Below are 410 nucleotides of genomic sequence, written 5' to 3'. Positions count from 1 at the left end.
ATACGGTAAATTCACTTTCTTTAAAGGAAGAAGTTTCCCTTCTACAAAGCCTTTATAAAAGTATTAGTGAAAAAGCTTGTGCAGTAGATAAAAGCCTGGAAGGATTTATTGGTGCCGAGGCCACCAAAGCTCAAAAGAGTTTAGGAACAATCGAAAAAAGACTAAAAAAGGCCGAAGAAAGAAATCAACAAACCGCTATAAGGCAATTAGAAGCGATCAAGGATAAGTTATTTCCAGGTGGAGCTCTACAGGAAAGAACAGATAACTATCTTAACTTTTACATCAACAACCCTTCCTTTATTGAAGACTTACTGAAGACATTTGATCCTTTTGATTATCAGTTCAATATTTTAATTCAAGATGAATAAATCTATTTTAAGAAAGGATTATCTTGAGAAAAGAAAAGTATT

Annotated in this window: 1 pseudogene; it reads left to right on the top strand. The window is 32.9% G+C overall.

Annotated features, from left to right (window positions below):
• Positions 1-368 (top strand): annotated as a pseudogene (locus E1171_RS00170) (bacillithiol biosynthesis protein BshC); the annotation flags it as partial.
• Positions 369-410 lie beyond the last annotated feature (42 nt).

The organism is Xanthovirga aplysinae, from assembly GCF_009711365.1.
GTDB classification, from domain to species: Bacteria; Bacteroidota; Bacteroidia; order Cytophagales; family Cyclobacteriaceae; genus Xanthovirga; species Xanthovirga aplysinae.
The sequence above is the reverse complement of the archived record's forward strand: the minus strand, read 5'-3'. Positions and strand labels throughout refer to the sequence as shown.